Source organism: Pseudocitrobacter vendiensis (assembly GCF_943590815.1).
Classification (GTDB): Bacteria; Pseudomonadota; Gammaproteobacteria; order Enterobacterales; family Enterobacteriaceae; genus Pseudocitrobacter; species Pseudocitrobacter vendiensis.
The window spans coordinates 218205-231147 of sequence record NZ_CALSBS010000006.1; the positions used below are offsets into that span (position 1 = coordinate 218205).

Annotated in this window: 12 protein-coding genes and 1 riboswitch; of the genes, 7 read left to right on the plus strand and 5 right to left on the minus strand. The window is 49.8% G+C overall.

From position 1 onward, the window contains the following. Positions 1-50: 50 nt before the first annotated feature. Positions 51-153: riboswitch (TPP riboswitch) on the minus strand. Between the two features lie 78 nt (positions 154-231). The 4 genes from lysM to lysC all read right to left on the minus strand — a co-directional run bounded on the left by lysM (position 232) and on the right by lysC (position 3895). Further along, entirely contained in the window at positions 232-675 is a 444-nt protein-coding gene (lysM, locus tag NMC31_RS09450) for a peptidoglycan-binding protein LysM (protein WP_015964406.1), read from the minus strand. A gap of 85 nt (positions 676-760) precedes the next feature. Beyond that, positions 761-2089, minus strand: coding sequence for a glycoside hydrolase family 10-like protein (locus NMC31_RS09455; RefSeq protein WP_149463465.1), 1329 nt, complete (start codon positions 2087-2089; stop codon positions 761-763). Positions 2090-2154: 65 nt separating this feature from the next. Further along, positions 2155-2433 carry a VF530 family protein gene (locus NMC31_RS09460; protein ID WP_253897746.1) on the minus strand — a complete coding sequence of 93 codons (279 nt, stop codon included), beginning with the start codon at positions 2431-2433 and terminating at the stop codon, positions 2155-2157. Between the two features lie 100 nt (positions 2434-2533). Further along, entirely contained in the window at positions 2534-3895 is a 1362-nt protein-coding gene (gene lysC, locus NMC31_RS09465; RefSeq protein WP_253897747.1) for a lysine-sensitive aspartokinase 3, read from the minus strand. 615 nt (positions 3896-4510) lie between these two features. Here lysC and NMC31_RS09470 point away from each other — a divergent pair. Then, positions 4511-5896: a diaminobutyrate--2-oxoglutarate transaminase gene (locus NMC31_RS09470; protein ID WP_041686241.1), complete on the plus strand. Its 1386-nt coding sequence runs from the start codon at positions 4511-4513 to the stop codon at positions 5894-5896. Positions 5897-5911: 15 nt separating this feature from the next. Next, positions 5912-7375, plus strand: a complete 1464-nt coding sequence (locus NMC31_RS09475) for a pyridoxal phosphate-dependent decarboxylase family protein (protein WP_253897760.1) — start codon at positions 5912-5914, stop codon at positions 7373-7375. A gap of 45 nt (positions 7376-7420) precedes the next feature. Here NMC31_RS09475 and NMC31_RS09480 read toward each other — a convergent pair whose 3' ends face one another. Continuing rightward, on the minus strand, positions 7421-8305 hold the full coding sequence (locus tag NMC31_RS09480) for an SDR family oxidoreductase (RefSeq protein WP_253897748.1): 885 nt from the start codon (positions 8303-8305) through the stop codon (positions 7421-7423). Between the two features lie 279 nt (positions 8306-8584). On the opposite strand from NMC31_RS09480, the gene NMC31_RS09485 reads away from it, so the two are divergent. From NMC31_RS09485 to NMC31_RS09505, 5 genes are all read left to right on the plus strand, one after another. Continuing rightward, positions 8585-9577, plus strand: a complete 993-nt coding sequence (locus NMC31_RS09485) for a hypothetical protein (RefSeq protein WP_253897749.1) — start codon at positions 8585-8587, stop codon at positions 9575-9577. Between the two features lie 89 nt (positions 9578-9666). After that, a complete protein-coding gene (locus NMC31_RS09490) occupies positions 9667-10458 on the plus strand; it encodes an MBL fold metallo-hydrolase (protein ID WP_253897761.1) in 792 nt (263 codons plus the stop codon). A 450-nt stretch (positions 10459-10908) separates the two neighbouring features. Then, positions 10909-11388 (plus strand): hypothetical protein, encoded by a 480-nt coding sequence (locus tag NMC31_RS09495; RefSeq protein ID WP_001542736.1) that lies wholly within the window; start codon positions 10909-10911, stop codon positions 11386-11388. A gap of 21 nt (positions 11389-11409) precedes the next feature. Continuing rightward, positions 11410-12213 (plus strand): TIGR02391 family protein, encoded by an 804-nt coding sequence (locus NMC31_RS09500; RefSeq protein WP_000619352.1) that lies wholly within the window; start codon positions 11410-11412, stop codon positions 12211-12213. A gap of 20 nt (positions 12214-12233) precedes the next feature. Continuing rightward, a partial coding sequence (locus NMC31_RS09505; RefSeq protein WP_253897750.1) for a restriction endonuclease occupies positions 12234-12943 on the plus strand: 710 nt, incomplete at its 3' end.

The following is a 12943-nucleotide window of genomic DNA, read 5'->3' on the forward strand; positions in this document are numbered from 1 at the left end:
ATAAATGGAGATCCGGGCGCAATGAGGGAAGAACAGGAATTGGCTGTGTAAATAGATGGCTAACCCGTCCCTTCGCTGGCATGACCCAGATCAGGTTCTAAGGGTTCGGCTTGCGCCATCTCAGCCCATTACTGGACACCCCTCGGACAGGTGGTTTTATACGATATTTTTTCTGTGAATACAACGAGGGGGGAACGCTTACCGGAATGACTTCCGGCAAGCGTGCTGTTATCAGGCTTTAGGAATACGTAAAGTCTGGCCGGGATAAATTTTATCCGGATGAGAAAGCATCGGGCGGTTGGCTTCAAAGATTTTGTTGTACAGATTGGCATTACCGTACACATTTTTGGAAATCGCGCTCAGCGTATCGCCGGACTTCACGGTGTAGTAGGTGGCTTCATCCGCGCTATCGGCAGCGGTGATGTTATTCTCAACTTCACTGACGCCGGCAACGTTACCGACGGCGACCTGAATTTTCTCTTTCTCTTCCTGGGTTAGCCCATCACCGGTGACGCTGGCTTTCCCGTCGACGACCGTCACCTGAACTTTATCCGCACCCGGAATATTGAGTTTCTTTAAATGCTCGGTAACTTTTTCGCCCTGGTCCTGATGCGAATCCGTCAGTTTGTCCCACAGTTTTTCACCTGCTTCTTTCACGAAGTTAAACAGTCCCATATCCGTTCTCCAGTAAAGAATGTCAGGGTAAGCATAGCAGATGAGGCGCGCGACGCCGGGTTTGCGTCGCGCACAAAAGGCGGGATTAATGGCCCCAGCGGGTTTTCAGATAATTCACCGCCTGGCGGGTTTGCGGTTGATTGAGATTATCTTCGCGGAACAGAATCGTCCCGTTGATTTCCGGGATTGATTCATTGAGATCGATCTGCTTACTCAGCTCGGGTACGCCGCCATTCACCGCCCAGTCAGGTTCTTTTTTCGACGGTTCACCCACTTTATACAGCGCCACGCCAATATAGAGCCGCGTTTTGGTCGGTTTCACCACATCCGCCCACCATTTCGCCAGCACATCATAGCGCGCGGCATCGCGGGCAAATGGCCAGTAAAGCTGCGGGGCAATGTAGTCCAGCAAGCCCTGTTGCACCCAAAGACGCGTATCGGCATAAGACTCATCGTAGGCGGCCGCACCGCGCGTATCCGACCCTAAAGGATCGTGCGAGCGGTTACGCCAGACGCCTGCCGGGCTGACGCCAAATTCGACGTCGGGCTTCAGCTGCTTAATGGTGCGTGAAACCTGCTCGATAAGCTGTTGCGTGTTATGGCGTCGCCAGTCGGCTTTTGACGCATATTGCTGGCCATACTGCCGCCAGGTCTGGTTATCGTTAAGCGTTGAGCCGGGCGTTTCGGTATAGAAGTAGTCATCAAACTGCACGCCATCGACCGGATATTTTGCCACCACTTCCGCCACAACACTGGTTATCCAGTCGCGCGCTTCCGGGATTCCGGGGTCAAGAACGAAGCGATCGCTTGATGTGCGGATCCAGTCGCGATGCAGGACAAAAATACTGGCAGGCTGCTGTGAAAGCGTGCGATTAAGCTCAGCCACCGTTGACGGTTTGGTGTTGGTTGTTACCCGGTACGGGTTAAACCAGGCATGTACTTTCATGCCGCGTTTATGGGCTTCATCCAGCATAAACTGCAACGGATCGTACCCGGGGTTTTCGCCAATCTTGCCGGTTAAGGTATCGGACCACGGCAGAATTTTAGAATCCCACAGGGCGGTGCCATCGGGTTTTACCTGGAAAAATACGGTATTGATACCGAGTTGTTTCAGGTTATCGAGCTTCGCCGTCAGCGCTTCTTTCTGTTTATTGATGCGAATGGCGGGGCTGCTGATATTGACTGAGTTAACTGGCGGCCAGTCGAGCCGCGAAACCGTGGCCAGCCAGATACCGCGCATCGGTTCATTACTCTGCTGCGTTTTACCGGCGGGCTTTGATGTGTTGCCTGGCGATGTAACAAGTGAACTCGGTGGCTTAGACGAACAACTGACAACAAGTAATGCCGCGGCAACCAGCGTGCCTAATTTTTTAACCTGAGTGACCGGGGAGACGCCCCGCAAAGAGATGATCATAAACGCCCGTTTTCTACTAGTCCCTTGAGAGGCGATATTCTCTTACGATTTGCAGGGGAAGGGAATCAGATCTTATCGTCACGCCCCTGCAACCACGGGTTAAATCCGCCGTCCTGAGGTCCATCGTCTTCAAGGGAATCAAGATAGAGCGCTTCAACTTCCGCTCGCGCCCACGGCGTGCGGCGTAAAAACTTGAGGCTGGATTTCACGCCAGGGTCATTCTTAAAACAGTTAATGTTTACCAGTTTGCCCAGTTTTTCCCAACCGTAGCGAGCCACCAGGGCATTAATTTGCATCTCCAGCGTAACGCCGTGCAAAGGGTCTTTCGAATGTTGAGCGGTCATGAATATCCGATAAAGTGTGCGAAAATAAGCGGGAAGGGTACAAGAAAGCGGGCACTGCAGCAATGAAATGAAAAGGGGCGCGAAACGCCCCTGATTTCGCTTACTCGAACAGCCTGCGGTGTAATGCAACGACGGCGCTATCGGCAGTGTCGCCCGGCAACAGGAAGCTGAGATTATTATTGGATGCGCCGTGACAAATCATGCGTACCGCATGTTCGTCCAGTTCGGCGAAGGCATCACGACACACCCCCGTCCCCTGATGAAGCTGATTACCAATCAGCGTCACCAGCGCCAGCCCGGTTTCAATCTCAACCCGACAGTGGGAGGAGAGCGCCGTCAGCAGTGACGTGGTCAAGGTGTGATCTTCTCCGGATGTCGCGCAGGTGGGATCGAGTGCCAGCGCGATGCTGCTTTCCGAGGTCGTAACCAGATCAATATCCACCTGATGCTGTGCCAGAATAGCGAACATCTCAGCAAAAAAGGCATAGGCTGGCTGCGCGTGAAGACTGTGCAGCCTTAACAAGGTTTGCTTACGGCGAACGGCAATCGCACGATACAGCGGCGGATTCTCGGTTTCACGACGCACCAGCGTGCCGCCGGCAGCGGTATTTTTACTGCAACCGACAAATACCGGTATATTCTTGCGCATCGCGGGCAACAGCGTTGCCGGGTGCAGCACTTTCGCCCCAAAGGCGGCCATATCGCTGGCTTCAGTGAACGAGATGTGGTCGATACGCTGCGCCTGTGGCACAACACGAGGATCGGTAGTATAGATCCCTGCAACATCCGTCCAGATATCGACGCGTGATGCCTGTAACGCTTCGCCCAGCAGGGATGCGGTGTAGTCGCTGCCGCCGCGCCCCAGCGTCGTGGTATGCCCGGTATGATCGCTACCGATAAAGCCCTGGGTAATCACGATGGCCTGTTCGATACGCGGACGCAGGTGCATTTCCACCTGTTCGGCGACCTGGCTAAGTTCCGGTTCCGCACAACCGTAAACGTCGTTGGTGCGAATCACTTTGCGCGCGTCAAACCATTCAGCCTGGGCCTCACGTTCACGAAGCACTTCAGCAAATAACAGGCTCGACATCAGCTCGCCGTGGCTCACCAGTTCATCGCTTAATGCAGCCGATGGCGTTGTCTGCGCGGATTCAGCAAGATGAGCAATATTTTCAAGCAGTTGATCTATTTCTTTGCTGATAACCGTTGGCTGTTTCAGGCGGGAAATAATGTTGTACTGGATGGTACGAAGAGTATCGATTTTATCCATACGGTCGCCGCTTTCCAGACCTTCAGAAAGCTCGACTAACAGATTAGTGACACCGGCGGAGGCAGACAATACGACCAGGCGAACCTGTTCATCTGCAAGAACAATACTGGCACTGCGATTCATCGCGTCAAAGTCAGCAACGCTGGTACCGCCAAATTTGGCAACGACGAATTGTGGATAAATGCGTGTCATAACAATCTCATATCAGGGCGCCATAATAGATGGCTAGAAAATTTTCATTCTCGGCATAAGGGAAGTGACTTCGCCTTACGAAATGTCCGCCCGCGAACATTTCTGGTGACAACCCAGGATATACATCCCGTTGTCGATAACGTGTATGCCTCTTACGCGTTACCGGTGTGATGCGCATTAGTTCATTTATTAGCGTGTAGTGCAAATAAGCGCGCCATAGTAAGTGATTTATCTTTTAGGGTCGATGTTTTTATTATATTTATCGATAAACTAGTTAAAAAGAATGCCTTACCAGCAATTCCTGAACGTTATTAATAGTAAAAGTGTGTAAAGAAAGCATAAACCCACGACAATGTGATGGTTTACATGACGTTGTGCGTGTTTTGTTCATCAGTTACATTTTGCCTGAAATGGTAACGATTTTTAAAGTATGTGAACAGCAGAACCCCACGTTACACATTGATTCACAAGGGAAAAATCCTAATGAAAACATCGCTAAAATAAATGATTGAGTCCTACGCTAAAACCACTTATATTAGCCGCGTTTTTTTACAGGCAGTCCCTTTAACCTTAATTCAACCCGGCGTTATTAATACCCGAGGTTGTGGGAGTGATATGATGACGGATAAAGTCCGTATTGATACTTTAAGTGCTAATTCATTACCACAAAGCAATGATACCTTTTTAGCAAGACAAGCTGAGTTTGAATCTAACGTTCGAAGTTATCCACGTAAACTGCCGCTGGCGATTGCTAAAGCGCAGGGCGTTTGGATCACCGACGTTGAAAATAATCAATATCTTGATTGTCTGGCAGGCGCTGGCACCCTGGCGCTGGGTCATAATCATCCTGACGTGCTTCAAAGCATTCAAAGTGTCATCAGCAGCGGCTTACCGTTACATACGCTTGACCTTACCACACCTTTAAAAGATGAATTTTCATCTTATTTACTCTCTTTATTGCCGGGTCAGGGCAAAGAGTACTGCCTGCAATTTACCGGCCCTTCCGGCGCTGACGCCGTAGAAGCTGCACTTAAGCTGGCGAAAAAAGTGACCGGTCGTTCCAGCATCATCAGCTTCTCTGGCGGTTACCACGGGATGACGCATGGCGCGCTTTCCGTCACCGGTAACCTGTCACCGAAAGAAGCCGTATCCAACATGATGCCGGAAGTGCAGTTTATGCCGTATCCGCATCAGTACCGCTGCCCGCTGGGTATTGGCGGCGACGCGGGTGTTAAAGCGTTGACGTACTACTTCGAAAACCTGATCAACGACGTAGAAAGCGGCGTGCGTAAACCAGCTGCGGTGATCCTCGAAGCGGTACAGGGCGAGGGCGGTGTTAACCCGGCTCCGGTCGAGTGGCTGCAACGCATTCGTAAAGTCACCCAGGAACACGGCATTCTGCTGATTATCGATGAAGTACAGGCAGGCTTTGCACGTACCGGTAAACTGTTCGCCTTCGAACATGCGGGTATTGAGCCAGACATCATCGTGATGTCTAAAGCTGTCGGTGGCGGTCTGCCGCTGGCTGTTCTTGGTATCAAGAAGCAGTTCGACGCCTGGGCACCGGGTCACCATACGGGCACTTTCCGTGGTAACCAGCTGGCAATGGCCACGGGCCTGACCACGCTGAAAATCCTGAAAGACGACAACATTGCTGACAAAGTCGCCGCTCAGGGCGAGTGGCTGAAAGGCAAACTGGCCGAGCTGCAAAAACGTTACCCGGTAATCGGCCACGTTCGCGGTCTGGGTCTGATGATCGGTCTGGAAATTGTGAAGCCGAACGAAGCGAAAGATCACATGGGTTGCTACCCGGCGGATGGCGAGCTCTCTGCGCTGTTGCAGAAAAAATGCTTTGAGTCTGGCCTGATTCTGGAGCGTGGCGGTCGTAACGGTTGCGTACTGCGTCTGCTGCCGTCTCTGCTGATCACCAATGCTGAGCTGGAAATTTTCCTCGATAAATTTGAAAACGCCTTGCTGGGCGCTGGCGTGAAGCCGGTTTAATCGGAGTTAATGAACGTGTCAGATAATAACCCGATTCTGTCCGGTTCGGCGCAAAGCATCGCCGCCTACCAGGATGCCATCGAGCAAAGCAGCAAAGCGGTCGTTGAATGGTTAAAACAACCTGAGATGTATCAGGGTAAAACCGTTGACGAGCTGCGCGAGCGTATTCATCTGAACTTCACCGCAGAGGGCCTGGGTAACCAGGCCACTATTGCGCGTGCTGTTGAGTACTTCCTGAAGGATAGCCTTTCTGTGCATCACGCGCAGTGTGTGGCGCATCTGCACTGCCCGAGCCTGGTCATCAGCCAGGCCGCAGAAGTGCTGATCAACGCCACCAACCAGAGCATGGACTCCTGGGATCAAAGCCCGTCAGCCACCATCATTGAGATGAAGCTGATCGAATGGCTGCGCGAACAGGTAGGTTATCCGGCTGGCGATGCTGGCGTCTTCACCAGCGGCGGCACTCAGAGCAACCTGATGGGCCTGATGCTGGCGCGCGACGCTTTCTTTGCTCGTCAGGGGCATTCCATTCAGCAGAATGGTTTGACCGGCGATCTCAGTAAGATCAAAGTGTTCTGCTCTGAAAGCGCACACTTCTCTGTGCAGAAGAATATGGCGCTGATGGGCCTGGGCTATCGCTCAGTGACTCAGGTGAAAACCGATGCATTCTCTCGCATGGATATGGCCGACCTGAAAGCCAAACTGGCGCAGGCGAAGGCAAATGGTGAGCAGGTGATGGCGATCATCGCTACGGCGGGAACCACCGACGCCGGTGCTATCGATCCGCTGGTCGAGATCACGGAGCTGGCGGCTGCTGAGAATATCTGGGTCCACGTGGATGCCGCGTGGGGCGGGGCGCTGCTGCTCTCTGAGAAATACCGTCACTACCTGAACGGCCTCGAATCCGCTGACTCTGTCACGCTTGATTTCCATAAGCAGTTCTTCCAGACCATCAGCTGCGGCGCGTTCCTGCTGAAAGATGCGCGTCATTATGAACTGATGCGTTATCAGGCTGCGTATCTGAACTCTGACTTTGATGAAGAGCATGGCGTGCCGAACCTGGTGTCCAAATCACTGCAAACCACCCGTCGTTTCGATGCACTGAAACTGTGGATGGGCCTTGAAGCGCTGGGTAAAAAGCAGTACGCCGAAATCATTGATAACGGTGTAACCCTGGCGCAGCAGGTCGCAGAATTTGTTTCCGCACAGCCGCACCTGGAACTGGTTATGCAGCCACAGCTGGCCAGCGTATTATTCCGTTTCCGCCCTGAAGCGGGTGATACCGCGTTTGTCGCATTGCTCAACCAGCGTATCGGTGACGTGCTGCTGGCATCTGGCGCGGCTAACGTCGGTGTCACAGAAGCTGACGGTGTGACGTGCCTGAAACTGACACTGCTGAACCCGACCGTTTGCCTGGAAGATGTCAAAGTTCTGCTGGCGAGCGTGAAAGAGACGGCTGAGACGCTTTTAACGCGTTGATATTAGCGAAATAAATTAAGCCTCTGTTTTCACAGAGGCTTTTTTTTATGCTACGCCTGTTCCGCCATCAGAACACCACACCTGCCCGGAAGCATATGAACAACTGTCGGATGCCAGTAGAACATATAACGGCGCAATCTCAACAGGCTGACCGGGTCTGCCTAATGGCGTGTCTTCACCAAAGTGCTGAACCTTCTCCTGGGGCTGACCGCCACTGGACTGCAACGGTGTCCAGTAAGGGCCAGGCGCTACCGCATTGACGCGGATCCCGCGGGGGCCGAGTTGTTTTGCTAATGATTTTGTGAATGCTACGTTGCAGGCTTTAGTCTGTGCATAGTCCAGTAGAATTTCGCTGGGTTTAAAAGCCTGTACGGAAGAGGTATTAATAATCACCGCACCTTCTGCCAAATGGGGCACAGCAGCGCGAGTTATCCAGAAGGGGGCATAAACGTTGGTTTTAAACGTGGCATCAAAATCAGCGGTAGTGAGATCCTCAATGGCATCGCAGTATTGCTGTCTGCCGGCATTATTCACCAGAATATCCAACCCACCTAAGGCATTGACTGCATGCTCAATCAGCGTGTCACAAAAAGACTCCACGCGAATATCCCCTGGGATGGCGACAGCCTTACGTCCCTCAGCCTGAATCAGGGCGATAACAGCTGCAGCATCCGATTCTTCTTGAGGTAAATAACCAATGGCAACATCGGCGCCTTCTCTGGCGTAAGCAATAGCCACTGCCCGACCAATTCCTGAATCTCCGCCGGTGATCAGCGCTTTTTTACCGGCAAGTTTACCCGAACCGATATAACTGGTTTCTCCATGATCCGGTAATGGCTTCATTTCCGAGGCCAACCCAGGCATTTGCTGAGGTTGTTCAACAAATGGTGGACGAGGGTAATGTAGCTTTGTGTCATTTCCTGAAGTCATACCGGGCTCCTTATGTAGTGAATATAAATAATAGTCTGTGTAAGAGAGTTGCGTTGCAAATTTCATTAATTCAGATTTATCAGTGGTTCCATTCTGGGGCGCCAGAATTTTGGAGTGCTGATTTTATCTCAGATACGAAAATCCATTTCCATGGTTGAAAATTCCTATTAGATTAATTATGCATTCAATTATTTCAATCAAGGCTACGCTTAAATTGATCGTTGGTTTTATAAGTCATGACCTGAATGTATCTGAATTAACGCAATAGTGGAGATTGAAATGGCTAATTATCAACATATTGAAGAGAGAGAATACGATCCTCTTTATCCGACGGCGAGCACTTCTGCTTTTAAAAAAATATCATGGAGCGCTGTCTTCGCGGGTGTCGTTATCTCCATTGTTGTCTATTTACTTCTCATTATTCTGGGTTCGGCGATTGGCGCAACCACGGTTGATCCGCTCCAGGAGGAAAATCCACTCAATGGGCTGGCGACTGGCGCGGCTATCTGGACGGGAATTAGCATGATAATTTCCGCTGCAGTGGGCGGTTTTATTGGTGGTTGGCTCGCTTACCGTCACGGCGCAGTGCATGGTGTACTCGTTTTTGGTGTAAACACTCTTATTTGTACAACGTTTCTGTTGATGTTAGCCAATAGTGCGACAACCGGTGCGTTAAATATTGTTGGATCAGGAATGCAGGCTGTGGGTAGCGGGATTAAATCTGTCGCACCGTCAGTTGTGCAAACAGCAAAAGAGAAAATGGATGAAAATAATATCAATCTCGATGACTTTCAAAATCAACTGGAGCTGACATTAAGACAGACCGGTAAACCCGAATTGCAACCTGAAGCCCTCGAGCAAAATGCACGTAATGAGGGGAAAATAGCACAAAATCAGGTGAATCAGGGCGGAGATATCACTCAGTTTATAAAGGGCCTTACCGATAGAAACAGTGCAACGTTTGAAGCGGCAGATCGTCAGGCACTGAAAAATATAATCATTGCACGAACCGGTAAAAGTGATGCCGAGGCTGAGCAAATGGTTAATCAGGCAGAGCAGAATTATCAGGCGGCTCGTCAAAAATATGAGGAGTTGAAAAAAGAGACTGCGCAAAAAGCGCGCGAGGCGGCTGATAAAGCAGCAGCTGCCGCCGCCAAAGCCAGTTGGTACAGCTTCTTTATGCTTATTGTCATGGGCGTAGTTGCTGGCGCCATGGGGGCTGTGGGTTATCGCCGTCAGACCCACGTGGCCGTGACAACATCACCGCTGTAATTCTCATTTTATTTTCAGAAACCGGCCCAAGGGTCGGTTTTTGCTATTAGATTTAATGCATCACTTCTGGATAACAAAGGAATATGATGGTGAACATTCTCTGCAAAGCCTGCGGTACCTCTTATTCAGTTAAATGTGGCCCCCCTGAACGATGCACAATTTGTGAAGATGAAAGACAATTTGTTCCCGTTTCTGGTCAGGAATGGATTTCTCCGGAAACCTTACACGCAAACCATAGCAATCAATGGCAGCAGCTTTCGCCCACATTGTTGACACTGGAAAGCGTACCTGCATTTGCCATTGGCCAACGAGCGTTCCTGGTAATGACTCCAGCGGGCAATATTCTATGGGATTGCATTGCGAATCTTGATGATGCGACCCGAACACTTATTTCAGCGCTGGGTGGGCTCAAATCGGTCGCGATTTCACACCCACATTATTACAGCACGATGCAAGATTGGGCGGAGGCGTTTGACGCACCAATTTATCTGCATGCTGACGATCGGCAATGGATTGTCAGAGACAGCCCGCATATACAACTTTGGCAGGGTGACACATACAGACTTGATGAAGAAATCCAACTCATCCGTCTGGGGGGACATTTCAGCGGGGGAACCGTGCTTCATTGTGCTAAAGGGAAGGGTGTGCTGCTGTCTGGCGATATCATTCAGGTTGCACCAGGTGGAGATTCTGTATCCTTTATGTGGAGTTACCCAAACATGTTGCCGCTATCTGCTGCAACGGTAAGTGACATTGCGCAGCGCTTGCAGCATATTGAATTCGATATTATCCACGGCGCGTTTAGCGGTAGAGATGTGTATGGTGATGGTGCAATGATAGTCCAGCGTTCAGCCACAAAGTATGTGGAGTGTCTGAGGTAAGTTTTGGATGCGCTACGTAAAATCTGACGCAAGACTTGCCCGTGTTGATTCTCAGAATTCACGTAGCGCACGGCAAGGCAGGGCATAAAAAACCGATTATCCGTCCAGTTACTAACTGAACATTTGTGATGTCAGATCTAATTTAACTATTCTGGGTTTGAGGGAAATACATAATTTAATTTATAATAAAAAACTTTGCAACCAACTGTAATTAAATAATTTTTTCTCATCGAGCAATCAAAGCATGCACTTATGAACTAAGTTTTGGTTCATAACTGTGCAAGTAGCTGAACACAAATCATACGAATTTTCTACCATTGGTTCATGAACTGGTTTTTCTGATTTTGTGATGAACATCAGGTTTTAGTATTCAGTTATTATACCTTTTAGTTGGTAACCGAATGCGTACTGAAAAATCCAATAAAATTCCTTAAATATGCGAGCGTGATAATGGCACTGACCCCGGCTCAAATACGCTACCTCAATCAATGTGAACCAGGCGAACCTGTGTCACATGCATTGTCCGAGCTACTATTCAATGATCATGATCTACTCAGTATTGATGCTAACGAACGGTCCATTACCTTTCGCTTTGCGATGTACCTCCAGCTATCTTTCCCCGGTTGGAATGTAGATTGCGAATATAACCGGGATGGTGTAGAACCTAAACGGCTCAGACATTTGGAGCTTTATCCAGACAGCGAAGACGTTGAAGCAAAGACAGTATTTCCTGATGTGATCGTGCATCGGCGAGGTACACAACAGAATCATCTGGTCTTAGAATTTAAAAAATCAACGAGTCGCGTCGATAGACGAATCGATCTACTGAAACTTCAAGGTTATAAGCAGCAGCTTGGCTACGATCACGCTTTGTTTGTGGAGGTCGGTACTGAGGGACAATCGATTATCACGGCGCTCGAGTGGGTCTGAAAGGTGATAAAAAGGTAATTTATGATACGTATTCCATTATTCAACTCTCAGCACCTTGAGGCCGCTTGTCGCGTTCTTGCTGATACCGAACGTGGCTTGAGTGGGGCGCAGATCGAGCGACTCCTACAAGAAATCAAAGTTGCCGACACATCGCCAAGCATGACAAAATGGAAACGGCTGTATAATGCGCTCGTAGGTGCGCAGAACCAATATCAGGTCGGCAACCATCTCATAATGTTCATTAACCGTGCGATGAATCCGGTAAATTACGCTCGTGATCCAGCAGTATTTACCTGGAGGCGTGATGAACTCAATGTTGTCCTAGCTTTTTCCGGCTTTTATGTCCGCGAAGATGGTAAGGTCACGAACGCTACTAAAGCAACAACACTCGATTCAGCCAGAGCCCGCGCCGGGCGACTTAAGGCTGCACTCGAAAACCGTGCTGTGCATGCAGAAGTTTTGAACTATTGTCGTGCAGAACTTCTGGACGAAAACTATTTTCATGCCGTCTTCGAGGCGACGAAAGGGGTTGCGGAACGTATTCGTCAGTTGTCTGGGTTGAGCGGCGATGGTGCTGACTTGGTGAACAAGGCATTTACCGGACAACAACCAGTTCTGACCTTGGGACCGCTCACTACCGACTCAGAAAAGAGTGAACAAAAAGGTTTTGCGAACCTACTCATTGGTCTATTCGGCGCTGTGCGCAATCCACTGGCCCATTCGCCTAAGAAGAATTGGCCCATGTCTGAATTGGATGCGCTGGACATCCTTACGTTGGTTTCGCTTATTCATCGCAAGCTGGATGGCACACAGAAAAAAATATAGCCATATTATTGGGGAGTTGCATGAGCTACGCGGACTGGCGAGTTTATCAGGAGGCCACAGCTGAAGTATTTCGACGTCTTGGATGTAATGCTTTGGTTGATTATCGAGCCAAAGGTGTTCGAGCGACCCATGATATTGACGTCTACGCGACCTTCCTTCGATCGGGTATCCTCTGTACTTGGGTAATCGAATGCAAATTGTGGAAAACTCGCGTTCCTAAGGAAAAGGTGCTTGCTCTCAAGAGCCTCATTGATGACCTTGGTGCCGATCGAGGAATCATGGTCAGTGAGGTTGGTTTCCAACCTGGAGCACAGGATGCGGCACGAGGGTCGAACATCACTCTGGTCATATCCTTGGATGATTTTGCCAAGACTGCACAGGCAGCAACATCAGAAGCCTCTCTTATTCTAGACAGTAGTGATGATGGAGCCCCGATTTATAAATTTCCAAGCCGCTCTGAACCACATGACATTCTCCTGCATAACAACTTCCTGATAACTGCAAATTGGGCTGGATGCAGCATTTCAATCGTTAATCCATCATCCAAATCAATCATACGTACCATCGACCTGGATAAATATGAGTCGATCTCCCCGCAAAACGGTGAAAGAGAGATTTTGAGCCATCCTCCTGGTAGCTTAGTTATTGCAGATGGCCGTTTGTTTGTCGGCCAGGTTTTTTCGGACTTTGTGCTCGTTATTGATTTGGCTACGCATGCTATCGTTAAAAG